Below are 18,332 nucleotides of genomic sequence, written 5' to 3'. Positions count from 1 at the left end.
TCTGGTCCTAAACGAGACAAGTGCGGTGGCTTTAGAACAGTCACAGGTCTCCCATTGACTGGCTGCAGGATCTCGCGATGTGTGTGGTAGACGCGGTCAAAGCGGCCTGACAACATGGCCGACCACCAAGGATACGGTCGTCTCTGCCAAGATATCCGTCGCACTGAAGACAAAACGGGTTTCGGAAATATTCCGGGGATCCCATCGATTCCATATCACCGGCAGTTCCGTACATCCCAGTAGCACGGCATCGGTGCCGTCCGCCCACGATCCCGCAATCAACGCGTGGAGTTCAGACCCAAGATTTCGTGCATCCTCGGTCGGAGCCATCCCCTTCACCGCCGTGATGAGGTCCATCACGCGCCGCTGCGAGGCATCATCGGGATACACCCATCGAATGTCCCGCTCACGAAAACTAGCCTCGTAGATGCGGTGGGTGCGGGTTGGCGTCGTCGCCAGAATACCTACATTGCGAATTCCGCAGCGGCTCAGGGTGTCCCGTACCGCTCCGATTAGCGAAATGAGCGGGACCGATATCTGAGTCTGGATTTCATCGCAATAGTAACTGGTCGTGGTTGACGGCATGGCCACGATGTCGGCGCCGGCCTGAATTAAGCGTTCGGCGACGGACACCAATTGCGGCACCGGCGAGGGGCCCCGACCCGTAAGGTGAAGGATTCGGCTGGGAATGGCCGGATCGGAGATGAGAATTGTCGGGATGTGGCCCGCATCACCTGCAGCAGGGGTGAAATGGACCAGACGCTCGTAAAAATGTGCGCCGGCCAGCGGACCGAGTCCGCCGATGATTCCCAGGGTCTTCAAAGCGATCACTTCCTCGGATCTACTGATTTCGCGCCCAGTCGGCGTAAAAGAGGTCGGTGTATGCGAACAGAGCAGGCCATCCGCCGGTGTGGAGAAACAAAACCCGTTGGGATTTCGTAAAATATCCCTGACGTATAAGCCCGATCAGGCCAGCCATGGCTTTGCCGGTATAGACCGGATCGAGCAGGATGCCTTCCAGTCTCGCCACCAAGTTGACGGCCTCGACCATCTCCGATGTGGGCAAGGAGTAGCCGGGGCCCACATACTCGTCGAAACACACCACATTCTCCCGCGGAATGACAGAAAGAACGCCCACCCGGTCGGCGGCTTCGCTGGCCAGGCGATAGATGGTGTCTTCTTGCTGCTCCTTGGGAAAACGGACGTTGATGCCCACCACCGGAATTCGGGAGTTGCTGCCGTGAAAGCCGGCGACAAGCCCGGCATGCGTTCCGCCGCTGCCGCTGGCGCACACCACCGTGTCGATATTGAGCGCCTCGTCAAAGAGCTGCGACTCTAATTCATCCGCACAGGCAATATAGCCCGTAGCGCCGATGGCATTGGACCCGCCTCCTGGGATAATATATGGGCGGCGCCCCTGGCGGGACAGTCTCTCGGCAACTTCCTGCATGGCCAACATCATGTTCGTATCGGGGGGAACCACCGTCATGCCATCCACACCCATGAGGTGAAATAAGAAGTTGTTTCCGCTGGCATCGGGCCGGTAGCTCCCCGGGACCCGTTCCTCGATGACAAGATGGCATTGCAGTCCCTCTTGGACCGCGGCCGCCAGCGTCAACCGGCAATGATTGGATTGTACGGCGCCACAGGTGATCACCATATCGGCACCCTGGGCAATGGCGTCAGCCATCAAAAACTCCAACTTGCGGGCCTTGTTGCCCCCTCCGGCAAGTCCCAACATGTCATCGCGCTTGATGTAAAGGGACGGCCCCCCCAAGAGGTCTGACAGACGGTTCAGCGGTTGGATGGGGGTAGAGCCAGTGGTATAACGCCTACGGGGAAATTGAGCGAGATTCACCAAATTGCCTCCTGTCGCAGTGGATGTCGCGATTCAAGACCAGTGTATGGTTGTACTAATAATGTGTAAAATGCGATTATATCGTGAATCCCATGCAAATCTTTCATGCTGCGAGGAGGAACACCATGATCCGAAGCTTGCTGGTCTATAGGACGGTAGTGGAACAGGGAAGCTTTACGCGGGCGGGGGAAAAGCTGTTTCTCACACAGTCATCGGTCAGCCGCATCATTGAGGCGCTTGAGGAAGAATATGGGGTTCGCTTGCTGGACCGAACCACGAAGTCAGTTCGCCCAACGGCGGCCGGCAAGATTGTGTACCATTACGCGGTCAGCGCTTTGACGCGGGATTCCGAAACCCGACAACAACTCCGGGAACTCCGCGATGAACCCGCGGGCCTGTTGAGCATCGGAGCCGGTTTCACTTACGGCGAATATATTTTGCCCCACGCGATCGCCGCGTTCATCCGCCGCTACCCCTTGGTCCAGCCGAAGATTACCATTATGAATTCAGGACGGATTGCCCGGCGGGTGTCGGAAGGCATCTTGCAGCTCGGTATCGTTGAAGGCGACATCACCGTCGATGGCATCATACGGATGCCGTTCGCCGAGGACGAGTTAGTCGTCGTGGTGCCTCCCCAACATCGCCTGGCCCAGACTCCCGAGATAGGCCTCGCTGATCTCGCCAACGAACCCTGGATTCTTCGCGAATCGGGGTCCGCCATTCGGCAAATTGTCGATCGGGTATTCTCGGACCATCACATTGCACCCAATCGCCTGATGGAATTTGGCAGTTCCCAAATTATCAAGGCGTCCGTTATCGCCGGACTGGGTATTGCCATGATGTCGGAATGGTCCATTCGCTCCGAAGTGCGTCAGGGATTATTGGTGCCGCTCCGTTTGCGAAACTATCCCGTCATCAGCAACTTTTGCTGTGTCATTGCCGCCTCCGAGTTTCAACCCAAAGTGGTCACCGTGTTTCGGGACTTCCTCACAGAATTCCGCATCCCAGAATCCAGCCACGTCTAGCGTTGTTGTTGCTCCCCCCTTCCCGTGCCCATGAGAATGGCGCACAGGCAACCGGCGTGGGATGTTCCCACGCCATTCATGATGATCTCAATATTCCTCTCACCATGCTGCCTCACGCGCCGTTGCCTTCATTTAAGGGTCACACGGCGGACGAAGTCTGGGTCTTCGGCTCTTCCCATCGCACGACCCGCCCACGTTGGACAACGCCCTTGAACGCGTCCGCCTTCAACAAAACGCCCAAGTCCTGCGCCGGGTTCTCCGCCCACAAGGTCAGGTCAGCCCAATATCCCGATTGCAGCCGACCGGTCGGCAAATCCAGAAGGCGGGCCGCCGCAGAGGTCGCGGCTTTAAGGCTGTCCCACATAGAAAGCCCCGCCTGGCTTAGATAGACCAACTCCTGGGCGTTTTCTCCATGGAAGTTGAATGGGGTCCCAGCATCGGTCCCCATGACAATCGGCACGCCCCCAGCGTATGCGCGCTGGACGCTCGCAAAGTGCGCATCCCGTGCCAGCTTGGCTTTTTCCACGGTTGTCGGCGCCACCTGGCTTTCATGCTGCAAAATCTGCACCATGGCGCTTAGTGTGGGCACCAGCGCTATCCCGCGCGCCGCCATCGTCTCAATCGCCCAGTCGGACAGATAAAAGCCGTGTTCGATGCTGTCCACACCGGCTCGAATGGCGTTGTCGATGGCCTGCTCGGCCTGGGCGTGAGCCATGGTCCGAATGCCTGCATTTCGGGCCACGTCAATGGCGGCCCGCATTTCCTCTTCTCCCAACCCAATCTCCGTGCTTTTGTCCCCGACCGAGGAGACGCCGCCGGAGGCCATGAATTTTAAGAAGTCCACCTTGTCGCGGACTTGACGACGCGCCGCTCGCCGTGCATCATCGGCCGAGTCCACAATCGTCCCCGTCTCCCAGTGCACATGCGACGGCCAACTGTTTTGGGGATCACCGTGCCCCCCGGTTATGCTGAACGGTTCGCCAGCGGTGCGCACATGAGGACCGGGGTGCCACCCAGCCTCCACGGCCCGCCGCACGGCCACCCCAATGCCAAACGAGGAACCGGCGTCCCGTACCGCCGTAATGCCCCGTTCTAGGGTGATGCGCGCATTCATCAACGCCCGCGCCATAAAATCGGCAGCGGTGAGCTTGGCATCCATATCGCGATTGCCGACCGCATCGGACCTAAGATGCACATGGGCGTCAATAAGGCCGGGCAACAGATACAAGCCCCCACCGTCCAGAACGGCAACAGAACTTTCGGAAGGCGGATCGCCCGGTCCCTGCACCGCCTCAATCCCTCCGTCGTCCCCAATGAGCACCGTTCCCGGCGCCACCCGCTCCGTCTCCGGATTGACGATCATCACGTGATAAATGGCTGTGCGCATCCTGATCCCTTCCCTCTCGTGTTCTGGCTACTCGATGACAATATTGCTCTGCACGACGGGTCGCGTAAACAACGTCAGCACCAGCGACAAGAGGCTTGTGAGACCCAGCGTGATGAGGCCGGCCGTTACAAAGCCGACGGGAATCAGTGCCGCGAAGATCGGCCCGCCAAACAGTGCGCCGATGTTGAACACCAGGTAGATCCACCCGGTCACCGACCCGGCGATGGCATCATCCGTCGAATCCTGAGCCAAGCCGACCGAGAGGCCCACAAAGATGCCCCACCCGGCGCCGAACAAGAAGGTCAGGACATATAGGAGCGGCACATCGCGGGACACCAAAAACATCCCGATGCTGCCAATCACGATGAGGAGCGACGCCAGGCTCACGCCGCGCTTACGGCCAATTTTGTCGGCCACGTACCCAATCGGGAAGGCACAAATCAGCCCCCCGAGTCCGCCCATGGAGTAGATGCCGGCCGACGTGCCGCCGGGCAGATGGAGGATGGTAATCAGGTAGTCCGAGTAGTATCCAAGGAAACCGAATAGCGTGATGCCGAAGAGAAAAATGGCGATAGAAAGAATAATCACGTTGCGGTTGAACATTCCAGAGAGCTTCAACTGCTGCCGCTCAAGGACTTTGTACGTGCGCGGAATGAAAATCTGAAACAGCACAAGCGAAATGAGGGCTGCGACGCCCGACAGGACAAACGGCGTTTGGTAATGGGGCAGAAAGGGATTGATGAGGTACGGCCCCACAAACAGTCCAAGGCCAAAGAGCACCGAGAACACGGAGAGCGCCCGACCCCGTGTTTCCCAAAAAATGTCGCCCAACAGTGCTGCGCCGGCTGGTTGGAAAACGCCAACCCCCAGCCCCACCCCAAGGCGGGAAATCCAAAGGCCCACCGGGCTGGTAACATAGCCGGTCAGCACCGTGAACCCGGCGAAGAGCACAATCGAGGCCATGACCGTATACTTGACGGGGGTCCGGTCAAAGAGATAACCCCCGAGCATGCTAAACACGGCGATGCCCAGCGCATAGCCCGTGGCCACGCTCCCCAACAGCGCCGCCGTACCATGCACATTATGGACAATGTACGGTGCCCCATAGGTGAAAAGGTTGTTGTCGAACCCCTCAAGAAATGCCGGAATAGCGGCCACAATCAAAATCAGGATGAAGCGCCCTGAACTTTGTCGCGCGGCCGAGCGAACCGTTTCTTTGGGCTGCCCGTGGGCAGGTGTTTCCATATGCGCCATGTGAGGACCTCCTTTATGACTGTGTGACAGCGGCGTGGGAAAAGGCGAGAATGGTCTGAGCCATAATCCAAACGCCAAGCGGCATGACTGACTCATCAAAGGTAAACTTCCCATGGTGGTGAGGGTACGGATGCGGGCTCGGTTGGGCGCCGAGATTCCAGAACACCCCGGGGCGTTCGTGGAGATAATACGCGAAGTCCTCGCCGCCCATGCGCTCCGGTACGTCCATCCAGACGCCGGAGCCTGCATGCTCCTCAACCACCGCTTGCAGCAGGCGCTGCTCCTCAGGCGTGTTTACCACGCTGGGATACCCGCGCATGTAAGTCAATGTGGCTTCAAGGCCGGACGCTTCCGCAATGCCCGCCACCATGCGGACCATGGCCTCTTCAAGATGGTCTTGAACCTCCGGTCGGAACGTCCGGACCGTACCGCGAATTTCCGCCGAAGACGGGATGGCATTAAATGCCGAACCCGCTTGCACCGCGCCAATAGTGACCACCGCCGCGTCGACGGGGTTGACCATGCGGGAGACCAAAGTCTGGAGTGCTGTCACCATTTGTCCCAACACCGGCACGGGGTCACGCGTTTCGTGCGGCGCCGACCCGTGCCCCCCTTGCCCTTCGATGCGAATCACAAAGCGGTCGGAGTTGGCCGACTGCACCCCAACCCGGGCGCCAATCCGACCGCTTTCCATCTCGGCCTGGAGATGGAGTCCGGTGACCCGGACAACATCGTCCAGGACCCCATCGCGAATCATCTTTAAGGCCCCGCCGGGATGTCGTTCCTCGGCGGGCTGAAAGATCAAACGGGCCCGGCCTCCGCGTTGTGCCAGAAGATCGGGGAGAATAGACGCCACGCCTAGCATCATCGCGGTGTGGCCATCGTGGCCGCACGCATGCATAGCGCCGGGGCGTTGCGAGCGATACGGGACGTCTGCTTCCTCATCGATAGGTAGTGCGTCAATGTCGGCCCGCGCCAGAACCCGGGGGCCCGACGTTCCCAGGTCCACGGCCACGCCCGTCTCGCCCGCCGCATACGGTTTGAGCCCCATATCGGCAAGTTGCCGCATAATGAAAGCTTGGGTCTCCTGTTCCTCATAGCCCAGCTCCGGATGCTGATGAAGATGCCGACGCCAGGCGGTCAAAGTCGGCAATAACGATTGAATCGCTGCGGGAATCATGACCGTGCCTCCATTCCTAAGGGTTCGATCTCCAAGGTGAGATAGGCGAGCGCTGTCTCGGCCAACACCGCTGTCCCAATCGGCAGTGCGGCCTCGTCCAGGGTAAAGCGGGGGTGGTGGTGGGGGTAGATCGCACCCACAGCGGGATTCCGACACCCAAGCATCAAAAATGACCCCGGGACTCGTTCGAGGTAATAGGCGAAGTCCTCCCCGGCCATTAATGGGCCATGTTGGCAAACCGCTCCGGGACCTAGGAGTTCCAGCACGACGCGTTCGGCCACTTGTGCCTCCCGAGGGCTGTTCATCACACTCGGATATCCATAGGCGTAGTCAAGCGTACCCTGGCACTCGTGCGCTTGGCAGATGCGGTCGACTAAGGTCTTCATCCGATCGTGGACCCGAGCCCGATCTTCCTCGCGAAACGTCCGCACGGTACCGGTCAGCGCGACCCGGGGAGCGATGATGTTAAAATTGCTGCCGCCTTGAATGGTCCCCACCGTGACCACTGACGCCTGTCGCGGGCTGATGTTTCGGCTGACGATGGTCTGAAGACCCGTGACCAAGCTAGCTGCCGCCACGATCGGATCGACGGCGCTTTCTGGTTGCGATCCATGACCCCCGCGCCCTTCCACCAAGATCCTGAACTCATCGGCGTTGGCCGTCACCGGACCCGTCATCACGCCTACCAACCCCGTGTCCAAATCCGAGGCCAGGTGGAGACCCAAGACACGGTCAATGCCGTCCAAGGCCCCGTCGGCAATGAGTGGCTGAGCGCCCCCGGGGAATCGCTCCTCGGCGGGCTGGAATAGAAGACGTATCCGCCCCGGCAATATTTCCTGACGCGCTAACACGGAGGCGACGCCAAGAAGCATCGCCGTATGGCCATCGTGCCCACAGGCGTGCATAATGCCCGCATGTTGCGACCGAAAAGGATGGTCTGATTCTTCCATCAGAGGCAGCGCATCAATGTCTGCGCGAATAACCACACCGCGCGGCCCGTCTCCGAGGTCCACCACCACCCCGGTCCCGGCCACCGGGCGAGGAACCAGACCCATGGATTGCAATTGCTCCATGAGATAGGCTTGGGTCGCGCGTTCATCAAAGCTAAGGTCGGGGAACTGATGCAAATGCCGGCGCCATGCCGTTAATTGGGCGCTCATGGCTTGCGCCTCACGCAAGAGTGACATGGAATCCCTCCCATGGCCATTCTCATCTCATCGGGTCGACATCCGCCATGGAGGTGATTCCAATATTTTCTTAATCCTTTGGATATGATTACAAATCGGCGTCCAATTCGGCAAGAAACGCCCACCGAAGGAGCGCCGCCGTGCGGTCGTCCCACGGTTGGCCCCAACGGCGCCGCGCCTTGTCCACGCGATAGCGGATCGTATTCGGATGGGTATGCATGACGGCAGCGGTCCGCTCATACGACCGATCGGCAAACACCCACACTTTGATAGTCTCGAAGAGCTCGCATTCCCCGGCCAGCGGGGACAGCACCGCATCGCAAAACCACCTTCGCACCGGCCCCGGCACGGCAGCAATCAATGTCATCTCCGGGAACTCGCTGAGCCGCACCTCCCCGTGCAAGCGTGGATATCCCAGCCGGCGGGCGGCTTCCAAAAGCAATAGAAGTCCTGCAAACTCCGACCGCAAATCATGGCTGTCATCCAACGGCCATCCCAGAATGACGGGCGTGTCCGCATCCACCATCGCACGAATGCGCGGCCAGGTCTCGTCGCTCACTAGGAGCAGGAGGTCCTGTGAGCGTTGCATTACCGGCACGTCTTTCATGCGCGTCAGGCGACCCACGATAGTCGGGGGCGGCCCTGAAATGAGCGCCATGCGGGGATGACCCTGATGAAGACCGTACTGCTGAAGCAGTGCGTCGACGGCCCCGTAATCCCGATCCCAGATCCGTCGAAAGGCTTCGGCTTGGGCGTGCAATCGCTCTTGGCGGCGCGCTGCCTCTTTGAGGAACTCGAGCGCGATTAACGGCAGGGCCTGTTCGACCGCCAACCGTTCAAACCCGTGTACGGGGCCCGAAACCTGAAGCTCGCCCAAGTGCTCCTGACCTGCCATGACCGCAAAGCTCGCGGGCTGCGCCAACGCCCCCCGCTCGGCCACGACCTCGCCGTTCGCCTCCAACAGCCGAAACGGCCGGCGAATCGTTCGCCATAACGAGCGCAGAAGGTTTTCGAGACTTCCGTGTGAGGACATCATGCTGGAGAGCAGTCGATGTTGAACGGTCATCGTGCGCTGAAGCTCCTGAGACAGAGTCTGCACAGCTTGGTATTCTTCGGCGTTTAGTACAGCCACCGCAGCGTGATCTGCCAAGGAGGTTGCGACAGCTAAGTCTACGGTCGTGAAATCGCGGTCGGTATCATAATTGTCGATCACGAGCACCCCGAGAATGCGATCGTCCGTCGCCATGGGAACCGCAAGGGAACTCCGCACCGGATTGTCCGGCCGCCCCACCGCGCGGCGCACCGCCCTGTCATGGTCGGGCGAAAGGTTTGCTTGAGCCTCTCGAATCACCTCTGGACTAGGCAAGAGCAACGGCCGGCCCTCAACAAATGCCTTTCCCGTCATGGATTCGCCGGGCTTTAATTGGATTTGGCTCAAGATGCCGAGATCGAAGCCAATCCCTCCGACCGGCACTAGTGCATTGAGATCAGGCCGATACAAAAACACGCAGACAAAATCAGCCCCCGGAATCAACGCTGTGCTCCCGTCCAGAAGCTCTTGCAGCAAGCTGTCCATGTCACGCCGGGCCGTCAATCGGCGCGTCAAGGACAAAAGTTTTTCCAACGTGTTCGGTGGCACGTCTCTAAACATCCCGCTCCTCCTTGACCTTGGGCGCTGACTCCTCGACTATGATTCAAATTCTGACCCATTGAGCAACAACTGCGGTCGGGGAAGCGCCGCTAGCCGGTTCCTCATAGATGGCCTGCTCCCACTTCGCAACCTACCCCGAATTGCGAGCCCACAATGAACACGGATATACGGTCGCCATAACGTCAAGCACGTTGGCAACACCCGCCAAGGAGATTGCCGTCTCCACTTCTGGGACGCGCCTTCTTGCGCGATGGTACTACTGGCGAGGTTGGATCATCTCTCCCGAAAGGAAACCATGGTTCGACGCGGACTGGCGGAGACCATAAGCATCTCGTTGAACCGTATCAAGTTTGCACACGCCAAAGCCAACTCCAACCTATACGGAATCTCGGCCCGACTCCGAGGCGCCAAGCGCCCTTTCCAAGGCGCCTTTGACCCCTTCCCAACTTGTACGCACGTGATTTAACGCCAATTGGGCAGCCTGTTCTGGTCCGAGCAGCATTCCATCCAGCATGGCACGATGTTCATCGACAACATGCACAGGCCGCATGTAATGGCTTTCATACCACGCCAAAGCCCGCAACAATGGCACCATTAGCCATATCCGTTCAATCATTGATGCCAGCAGGTGATTGTCCGACTTTTGGGCTATGCGAATATGGAAGGTGGCTGTGAGGGTTTGGACTTTCCCAAATTCCTCCGCATTCAACGCCTGCTTCTGTTCCTGCAACAAAAGCTTCATGGAATCAAGCCATTGGGGATCAAGCTGCTGCGCGACGAGCGACGCTGCATGCGGCTCAAGAATTTGACGCACATCATAGACTTCCTGAGCCTCTTTCAAGGTAAATTGCCGCGCGAAGAGCGCTCGATGCGCCTTTCTCACCACCAGCCCGTCCGACTCCAGCAACTTGACTGCCTCGCGCACCGGCGTCAAAGACACGTCGAACTCCTTGGCTAATTTCTCTTCATATAACCGGACCCCGGGCAAATATTCTCCGGCAACGAAGCGAGCCCGAAGACTCTCATGGATCTGCCGAGCCAAGGTGCTGTGCGTCTGGCCCACCCCCGTTTTCTCATAATTATAAATGATATCCCAGCGCTAATTCAAAGTTACCCGTCGCTATGCAAGAGATTCGGCGACACCAGCCTCTGTGTCGCCGAATAAGCCCTAATATGACTCCTGTCACTTGCGAAGATATGGCAAGCCGCTATCCAAAGAGGTTGGTCGGCCCGTCTGTCCCGACCGCAATACGGTCCCACACGCTGTCGGCATAGCTCCTCGAATACGACGCGGTACACACACGGAATTTTTCCTCCAATTCCGCCCAAGTAAGTGGCAGCTCGAGACTTCCGCGTGCGTGGGCTATGCGTTCTGAGAGCTCTTTTCCGGAACGCAAGAATACTGTGACCACCGCCGCGTCACGCTCTAGACCCTCCGACGCTGACAGGGTAACACTTTGTTCTAGACGCGATGCTTCCTCGGACAATCCGGCCACAAAATCCTCGGGTCCGATATTTCCTTGGACAAGTCCCAAGGCCACCAGTCCGGTCGCACTGAATTTAATCTCCAATCCATCTTTGGGAGCTCGCAGACCCGTCAACTCGACGACCCACGGATTAACCTCCGCGACAACGCGTTCGATGTCAGCCGTCCGAGTGATTTGGCCATGGAGCGCTCGGGCGGCATCAATGGCGGGGTGGGTCACAATCCCGGATGGGTAGGGTTTGAACGTATCATGGAGAAAGGTCCACTCCCTCCCTAACGTATTCAATCGTTCCGGATTGAAATCCGGGCTGGTAATACGAAGACCCCTGCGATGCTCGAGCGCATCCTTAGGACCGGTGGTTCCGAACCGCGCATAGTATGAGGATTTCCATCCGTTCTGAGCGCTGCAGCCCACCTGATATGACTTCGCCATCGTGCCGAAAGCGGCGCGAAGGCCAACCGGTTGCATGGCAGCCAGCGCACACGCATGGACTGTTTGATCAACCGGAAGATCCCACAAATAGCTCACCGCCGCGGCGCTCCCAATGGCTCCGACGCTCGCCGTAATGTGCCAACCGGCATCATAATGCCCGGGGTTTAGCAATTCCGCAATTCGAATATTAATCTCGGTTCCGATGGCAATCGCCTTCAAAAAGGCCTTCCAATCCGTGTCACCCCCGCATGCGGCGAGTGCGGCTGCAACCACTGGGGTGCTGGGATGGGTCACGGTGGCTAAATGCGTGTCATCAAAGTCGTCGACGTGCGCTAACGCGCCGTTTACTAAGGCAGCTTCCGCGGCAATGACCCGCGTGCCATCCGCTAACGATGCCGTGCCGGGTCCGAGAGCCTTGGCGGCCTCTAAGAAAATCTGCCCCTCCGAAGTTTTTGCGGCGTGCAACGCGACCGCCGTCCAATTCGCTAATGCCCGCCGCGCTTGCTCTGCTACCTCTTCCGGCAAAGCAGCAGCCTTCTGCTCATCAATAAATTCTGCTACACGCTGAAGCAATGTCATGATTCGTCCCTCCCGAGGAATTGAGATCGTCTCTTCGTTTGGATGTTCTCCACGGTGAAATCCTAGGGATAAAGCTCGGCAATCACATCTCGGACCCGCGGTTCCTCCTGAAGGTTAAGAATACGGTCGCACAGCTTGGCGGCGGGGGCGGCGCCAAGAATCCCCTCCACCAAATCCATCACCTTGGTGCGCACTTCGTCAGCCGTCATGGGAAGATACGAGGTGCCACGCACATGCGTCACGTGGCGGCGATACGTTTTGGTGCCCTCGGGCGTATCCCTTACCACTGTCACAATGGCGTTCCGTGTGCCCGTGATGGCATCTTCTGGGACGAGCGTGGTCCTTTCCATCAACGAGACAATGTCCGGGTGGGTCATCCGCTCCTCATCATGCGCCATGGCAAAGCTAAATTTGCCATCCAGAAGCGTGCCGCATACGAGATACTGCACGTTGATGCTGGGCATAGTACGATTGTTCACGATGACATAAGAACTTGTCGGGAGTTGAATAAGAATACTCTGGACGCCACTCGCCATGAGTCCTTCCTCGGCCATCATCTCTTCGATTGCCACAACGGCAGCTTGAGCTGGAGAACCAACAGAGTACTTTTTGATGGTGGCTTTGAGAATTTCGTAGTCGGATCCAAGTCCTCGGATTAAGGCTCCGCGGTCTGCGTTTGGCACAATCGCTTCGAACCAGTTGGGGGTGCCCGAAAACACATCTTCTACCCCCGTGCACCCAGACCGGACAAGGGACACGGCCTCCATTCCCTGGCTAGCCGGCATTCCCGCAAACACAAACGCCTTTTCAACATGGTTAACATCACGCATCCAACTGGTTACGCCGGAGTTGAGCTGTGCGGTATAGGAGAGAACGTATCGAATTTCTCGCTCACTCAACCCATACAGCACCGCTGCGGCAGCGGCAGATCCAAAGGCGCCCACCAATGCATGGCTGCTGCGCTGCCCAGTACGAAGATCAAAATCCGCAGCCCCGACGCTTCGACTCACGCGGCACCCCACATCATAACCCGCGACAACCGCCCGCACCACATCCCTGCCCGTTGCTCCAACATCCTCGGCTGCGGCAAGAGCCGTTGGCACAATGCTGCATCCGGGATGGCCATGGGACTCCATATGCGAATCATCCGTCTCATCTGCATGTGCTGACATCCCGTTAGCCAGCGCCGCTGCGATGGGGCCGACCCGTCCCGTCCGTCCAAATACCGTAGCCGACCCGGTTCCGCCTTGACCACACACCAAATCCACCCAGTTCTTCGCCGCCCGTCCGGCTGGCATCTCGGCTCCCGACACAATGGCACCAATGGTGTCCAAAATGTGCAAGGAGGCTCGGTGCGAAACCTCGTCGGGCAGTGTTTGGTGCCTTACATTGGCCAGGTAGTTAGCTAACTGCGCCATTTCCTCACTGATGCTTGACATGGGTATCCTCCTCTTTTACCGCTGCGGCTGCCGAACCAACGACGTTGCCATGAGCTCATCGATATTCGAAAGCTCGTCAACATGCCACAACCGCTGAAGAAAGGTGTCGGCCGCCGAATCACCGAGAAGCGGTCGCGCACCATCCAGAAATTTTTCACTGATCATGTCATCCGGCATGGGGTTTCTGCTATGACCTAGGTAATTTTCCACCACCACGCGTTCAACCGTTCCATCATCTAAGGTCACTTCCAGAACATTTCGCGCTTCATTGGGCCAAGACGCTGCCGAATCGGGATCCTCCACGACGCTCAGAACACTCAAGATGCGTGCCACGTCCGGGTCTGCCAAAGCTTCGGGGGCAAAAGCGTCAAAACTCACATCGCCCGTCTGAAGTGCCTTCGCTACGAGATAAGGGAGACTATGATCGGCGGATTCACGGGTCTTAGGCGCCCATTTTTCGCGATCGCCCGCCATCACCTGAACGCCGAAAGGAAAGGTGCCCAATTGAACGCTTCGGAGGCGTGCGGGATGGCCAATGCGTCGATGGATCTCCCGCGCCGCATCGATGGCACTTTGCGAGAAGAACCCGGCAGGATAGCGTTTAACGTGGCATTCCAAAATCGCCAAGCGGTCCATGTCCGTCGTCAACAAGTCGAGATCGAATTGTGGAGCGGCCACCTTAATGATGCCCACCCGCCCTTCGAAGGCGGCCTCAGGTCCTGTCATGCCGCGTCGAGCCAGTTGCGTGGCAAATACGCCGTTTCGACAAGCATTGGCACTTTGGGCCCCTTTCCACATGGACACCACACCCACGCGGGTTTCATGAAGGGCGAAATTCGAAATGGCGGCAAGCGATACCGCATTCGCGATTTCCTCCGGCGCCAATCCCAGCACATGGGCCGAAGCGACCGCGCTGGCGATGACCCCATTGCACACGTGATCCCATCCCGTGACTCCATAGTGCGTGGCGTCAGTCAGTCGGCAAAACACCTCATAGGCAAGCACAATGCCTTCAATAATCACCGTTCCCGGTGCCCCAGCCTCTTCACCGGCTGCTAGGACGGCCGGGATATAGTCACTAGGATGACCAACCCCTCCACTGGAAGAGTAGGTATCGTTCAAATCGAGGCAGCGGATCATTACCCCGTTAGCAAATGCCGCCATTTCGGCCGTGGTCCCGCGTCCCATCCCCAATACACTGACCGGACGGGCACCGGTCACTTCGGATGCCAGGGCGCGCGCTATCTCCGCAACCGGCTCTCGATAGCCCTTTAGGGCACAGCCTATGGCATCAACCAGATGGCGTCGCGCTGCCTGAACCGCGTTTGTTGGTAGCCGATTGTAGGCGATTGTCTGTTCCATCGATACGATGCGTTCAATGACTCGGTCCATGTCCTACCCTCCCCCGCGACACCTTAATGGCCCCGCCCGCATGAACTCTGCACAACGGGGCCACAGCAACCGACTAGGACGCTAGCTCTTCCAAGCGTTGGCCATTTGTCCGAGGCCCCATGGTTGCGACGGCAACCACCAGAACGGCCATGGCACCAGCAATCATGGCGAACACTGCCCCGGCGCCATACGCCGCCAACAAGCTCGAGACAGCATAGCCGACGAATATTGCAGAAATCCGGCTCCAGCTGAAAGTAAAGCTCACGGCTTGGGCACGAATCCGGGTGGGGAAGATCTCGGCATTGTACGTGTGGAATATTCCGATCATCCAGTAGTTTGCGAGTGTCAACATGCCACCGATAATGACAATCCAGGCCGGGGCGTTCATCGCCGCAAAGATTAGCCCGACAATGGCGATAATAACCCCGGTTGAAACCAGTTGCCATTTTCTTTCCATGCGTTCCGCCAAGAGCATCGCCAGAAGCCCGCCAAAGGGCGTCAAAATGGCAATCTCGAACGTGTATTGGAGCGAATGGACGATACTAAGCCCCTTATCCGCCAAAAACACCGGGACCCAACTGGTGAACCCGAACACGGAGATAGTCTGCGTAAACTGGAAGATGGACATCATTAGCGTACGTCGGCCGTACTTCCGTTGAAACATCTCGACCCATGAACCCTTCACCGTTTGTTCCACGACCACGGCATCGGGAGCGGGAAGATCACGGCCAATCTCGTTTCGGATTTTTTGCTCAATCTCCGCCAGCACCGTCATCGCCTCTTCGTTTCGACCATGGGCAGCCAGCCACCGGGGCGATTCCGGCAACCCACGTCGTACCAGCAACACAACAAAGCCCATAATTCCGCCAATCACGACCACCCAGCGCCATCCCGCAATCCCAAACGGATGGTTGGGTACCAGTGCATAGCCAAGGAGGGCGGTAATCGGATACGACGTCAGGATAATCACAAGCGCAGTCGCTAAGTATTTTCCCCGCAAGCGTCGAGGGGTGATTTCTGAGATGAAGGCATCATTGTTGATTAATTGAATACCGACGCCGATTCCTGCGAGGACCCGTAGGATATCAATCAAAAGCGGCGAGCTCGAAACGGCAATTAAGAGCATCATGATTGAATAGCCAATCATGGGAATGGTGAACACTGTCCGTCTCCCGTATTTGTCCGACAATCGGCCAAGAACCAACGTTCCAATCCACATGCCCGCCGGGAACGCCGCAATGAAGGTCGCGTAAGCCTTCGGATCGAGAAGACCAAACAAGGGACCCGTCGCGGTTTTGGTGTAGAGCCCTGCATTAATGAGTCCGAGCGAAATATAGCCTGGAAGTGCTAGCTCGAAGAACTCCAACCAACCGCCCGCTGCAATGCGAGCAACCAATCCAACCAATCCCCGTGAGGGGGGAAGACGGTCAACGCGAGCGGCAATACTCGCCATATCTGTGTCGACACTGGCAATCGTAGACATATCCATCTCCTTTCCGCCCATACCAGGCGGCGTCCAATCAGACAGAAGCCCAGCTCCCAACTCTAATTAATTATATTTTATTATTATCTGTCAACTGAAAATTGCCATGTTGTATCTGAATCATGCGACATCGATCGCCCCGAGGAGTCGACATTGAAAATTCGAGACTCATTCGAACGGCGTTGATCGACGAAAATAACGGCGCAGAGGGTTTCTTGGGGTTCCACCACCGCAACTGAGAACGAGGACCAACGGTCCCATCCCCCATCTCGGCCTTCAGGAGCATCACGGATAAAAGTGACACGAGCAGTCATCGTTCTATGGATGGTCACGAGTTTTCTTTCAGGCCGACCCATTTCGACGATCTTCGTGGAAACCGGCGGAGTATAGTATCGTGGGACAGAAAATTTCTAGTATTGGAGAAGGGCTCCATGGACGGGTTAGAACGAACCATCAGCGATGATATCGCAACGCTGTCGCGTCAACTATGTCGTCTGTACGAGACGCATGCGGCTTTCACGCATCCAGCCGTTCTTGAATGCTCCGTGCAATTAGATCGGCTAATCGTGGAGTGTTATCGAACTGAGTGTGCCAGTAGCACATGGGACTAAAACCCTACGGAAAGGTTTGGAACGATGGAGCGAATCTCCGGCATCGTGCGATCACCCCCAATCTGTTCCTCAGGACGGCGTCCGAGGCGCCCTCGGAAGTTCATTCTGCGTGCGCCGCGCCCAGCCCTGAGCCTTCTCGGGCATGGGCGCTTCAGGGTTGTAGACTTGATCCCGAGGGCGTGCGGCCGTATATTTAAATCCAATGCCATCCCCCTTCGCTACCGTGCCCGGGACCCTGCCACTCTTGTGTACGAAAGCGTCATTCGCTCCACAAGGAGCTGCCACCGCTCCAACAGCATCCCCAACACCCGACTCAGGTCGCCCTTAATGTTCTCCCCTGAATGGAAAAGCCTCTTTATCAAGCATTCATACGTGAGCCCCGTTCGTAACGCGGCAAACGACGTCGAGCTGGGTGCCGTCTCGGTCCGGACACATATTGGATGATGTAAAGACGACCGAGCGGACGACAAACGACCCACTAAAAAATGCTTTGCGCGCAGCCAGTAGGCAATACGGTCAGCCCCGGGGGCCACTCGACCCGGGTGCATCGCTGACTCGAAGGCCACGGTGAATTCAACACCCCGCTTGTCGGTAACATCCGGCCTGGTAAAAGTACAATCCCAAGAACGACATTAATTTATGCCTTCGGACCGAGGAATCCAAAACTCAACCGACCCATGCTAGGGTGCAGCATCACGCCGTATGTGCATAATGACGGCGGCGATACCACAAAATATCCATAAAACTCTTTAGGGGAGGCCACGTATGGAGCTTCTCCAATCGCTGGTGAGCGACTTAGAGCGTCTAGAGCGGTATCTAACCAGCCTGCTGCCCGGCCTGCACGCCAAAGGCGATGCCACTGCATACGTTCCGGACCTCGAGGCGGCCACCGACCGCTTAATCGCGGTGTTGGGCCCCAGTCCCGACGTGGTGATTCGCCGGTTCCATCAGCGGACGGGCCGAGCGGGACTTATCTGTTACCTGGACAATCTGGTGGACCTGAACCAAGTCGACCGGGATATTTTGGCCCCGTTGCTTGAACGGGAAGAGGGGACCATTCGGCGCCTGCCTGTGGGCCCGGTCGCCCGACAGACCCAGTGGGACCCCATCCTGGACGCCATCTTGCAGAGGCAAACCGCGGTCTGTCTCGAGGCCGTGCCCGAAGCCTGGCTCTTTGACACCGCCAAGATCCCCCAGCGCAGCATTGATCGTCCCGAAACCGAGATCGCAGTGCGCGGTCCGCAGGAAGCCTTTACCGACGTGTTAGCCATTCAACTGAGCCAATTGCGTCATCGTCTGGCCACGCCCCACCTGGTCTTCGAACAACTGAGCCTCGGCACGCGCTATCCCGTGGCCGTAGCGATGGC

15 protein-coding genes are annotated in these 18,332 nt (G+C 58.0%); 3 read left to right on the top strand and 12 right to left on the bottom strand.

The features are described 5' to 3' along the window. Positions 1 to 96: 96 nt before the first annotated feature. Positions 97 to 822: an aspartate/glutamate racemase family protein gene (locus HIJ39_RS07720; RefSeq protein WP_169098359.1), complete on the bottom strand. Its 726-nt coding sequence runs from the start codon at positions 820 to 822 to the stop codon at positions 97 to 99. A 19-nt stretch (positions 823 to 841) separates the two neighbouring features. Further along, the gene (cuyA, locus tag HIJ39_RS07715) at positions 842 to 1,858 is read right to left on the bottom strand and encodes a D-cysteate sulfo-lyase (protein ID WP_169098357.1); all 1,017 of its coding nucleotides are present in this window, start codon (positions 1,856 to 1,858) and stop codon (positions 842 to 844) included. A gap of 125 nt (positions 1,859 to 1,983) precedes the next feature. Between cuyA and HIJ39_RS07710 the strand changes: the two genes are divergently transcribed. Beyond that, positions 1,984 to 2,883 carry a LysR family transcriptional regulator gene (locus HIJ39_RS07710; protein WP_169098355.1) on the top strand — a complete coding sequence of 300 codons (900 nt, stop codon included), beginning with the start codon at positions 1,984 to 1,986 and terminating at the stop codon, positions 2,881 to 2,883. A 139-nt stretch (positions 2,884 to 3,022) separates the two neighbouring features. Here HIJ39_RS07710 and HIJ39_RS07705 read toward each other — a convergent pair whose 3' ends face one another. The 10 genes from HIJ39_RS07705 to HIJ39_RS07660 form a co-directional block, all read right to left on the bottom strand. After that, a complete protein-coding gene (locus HIJ39_RS07705) occupies positions 3,023 to 4,270 on the bottom strand; it encodes a metal-dependent hydrolase family protein (RefSeq protein WP_169098353.1) in 1,248 nt (415 codons plus the stop codon). A 27-nt stretch (positions 4,271 to 4,297) separates the two neighbouring features. Next, on the bottom strand, positions 4,298 to 5,524 hold the full coding sequence (locus HIJ39_RS07700; protein ID WP_243239426.1) for an MFS transporter: 1,227 nt from the start codon (positions 5,522 to 5,524) through the stop codon (positions 4,298 to 4,300). A 13-nt stretch (positions 5,525 to 5,537) separates the two neighbouring features. Beyond that, positions 5,538 to 6,704 (bottom strand): M20 metallopeptidase family protein, encoded by a 1,167-nt coding sequence (locus HIJ39_RS07695; protein WP_169098351.1) that lies wholly within the window; start codon positions 6,702 to 6,704, stop codon positions 5,538 to 5,540. Continuing rightward, positions 6,701 to 7,891: a M20 metallopeptidase family protein gene (locus HIJ39_RS07690; RefSeq protein WP_169098349.1), complete on the bottom strand. Its 1,191-nt coding sequence runs from the start codon at positions 7,889 to 7,891 to the stop codon at positions 6,701 to 6,703. The genes HIJ39_RS07695 and HIJ39_RS07690 overlap by 4 nt, the downstream gene beginning before the upstream one ends. Before the next feature lie 88 nt (positions 7,892 to 7,979). Then, positions 7,980 to 9,542 (bottom strand): GAF domain-containing protein, encoded by a 1,563-nt coding sequence (locus tag HIJ39_RS07685; protein WP_243239425.1) that lies wholly within the window; start codon positions 9,540 to 9,542, stop codon positions 7,980 to 7,982. Positions 9,543 to 9,918: 376 nt separating this feature from the next. Then, positions 9,919 to 10,605 carry an FCD domain-containing protein gene (locus HIJ39_RS07680; RefSeq protein WP_169098347.1) on the bottom strand — a complete coding sequence of 229 codons (687 nt, stop codon included), beginning with the start codon at positions 10,603 to 10,605 and terminating at the stop codon, positions 9,919 to 9,921. Between the two features lie 145 nt (positions 10,606 to 10,750). After that, a complete protein-coding gene (locus HIJ39_RS07675) occupies positions 10,751 to 12,040 on the bottom strand; it encodes an MmgE/PrpD family protein (protein ID WP_169098345.1) in 1,290 nt (429 codons plus the stop codon). A gap of 62 nt (positions 12,041 to 12,102) precedes the next feature. Then, positions 12,103 to 13,479 carry an MmgE/PrpD family protein gene (locus HIJ39_RS07670; protein WP_169098342.1) on the bottom strand — a complete coding sequence of 459 codons (1,377 nt, stop codon included), beginning with the start codon at positions 13,477 to 13,479 and terminating at the stop codon, positions 12,103 to 12,105. A 15-nt stretch (positions 13,480 to 13,494) separates the two neighbouring features. Next, complete coding sequence (locus HIJ39_RS07665; protein ID WP_169098340.1) at positions 13,495 to 14,871, bottom strand: MmgE/PrpD family protein; 1,377 nt, start codon at positions 14,869 to 14,871, stop codon at positions 13,495 to 13,497. Between the two features lie 73 nt (positions 14,872 to 14,944). Further along, complete coding sequence (locus HIJ39_RS07660; protein WP_169098338.1) at positions 14,945 to 16,354, bottom strand: MFS transporter; 1,410 nt, start codon at positions 16,352 to 16,354, stop codon at positions 14,945 to 14,947. A gap of 320 nt (positions 16,355 to 16,674) precedes the next feature. Here HIJ39_RS07660 and HIJ39_RS25120 point away from each other — a divergent pair, with 320 nt between their 5' ends. Then, positions 16,675 to 16,965, top strand: a complete 291-nt coding sequence (locus tag HIJ39_RS25120; protein WP_420824565.1) for a Spo0E family sporulation regulatory protein-aspartic acid phosphatase — start codon at positions 16,675 to 16,677, stop codon at positions 16,963 to 16,965. Positions 16,966 to 17,730: 765 nt separating this feature from the next. Further along, positions 17,731 to 18,332, top strand: a 602-nt coding sequence (locus HIJ39_RS07650; protein WP_207711535.1) for a spore germination protein, incomplete at its 3' end; no start/stop codon positions are given.

The sequence above is a fragment of the Sulfobacillus harzensis genome (genome assembly GCF_012933365.1).
GTDB classification, from domain to species: domain Bacteria; phylum Bacillota; class Sulfobacillia; order Sulfobacillales; family Sulfobacillaceae; genus Sulfobacillus_B; species Sulfobacillus_B harzensis.
Note: the sequence above shows the minus strand (reverse complement) of the source record. Positions and strands in the feature narration are given on the sequence as shown.